Source organism: Chitinophaga varians, from assembly GCF_014529945.1.
Classification (GTDB): domain Bacteria; phylum Bacteroidota; class Bacteroidia; order Chitinophagales; family Chitinophagaceae; genus Chitinophaga; species Chitinophaga varians.
Genome location: NZ_JACVFB010000065.1, coordinates 1 through 202 on the forward strand (window position 1 = coordinate 1; position 202 = coordinate 202).

The following is a 202-nucleotide window of genomic DNA, read 5'->3' on the forward strand; positions in this document are numbered from 1 at the left end:
ACAAGACCTCTACTGTTGACCTCACGCTGAACAAAGTTCCAGGTGTTGATGCGCAGGTAACCAACCCGGTATGTAACAGTGGAAATACTTTCGACGTGGTGACCTCCAACCAGGTAGGTATCATCACCCAGTATACCATCAAAGTTGCGGCGACAAGACAGATGCCTGGTTTCGCCACCCAAACCGGTGCATGGCAGACCAC

The 202-nt window shown here is 51.5% G+C and carries 1 protein-coding gene; it reads left to right on the forward strand.

What is annotated here, in order from left to right:
- Positions 1 to 202 (forward strand): hypothetical protein (locus ICL55_RS35065; RefSeq protein ID WP_188106750.1); only part of this gene is annotated, 202 nt, incomplete at both ends.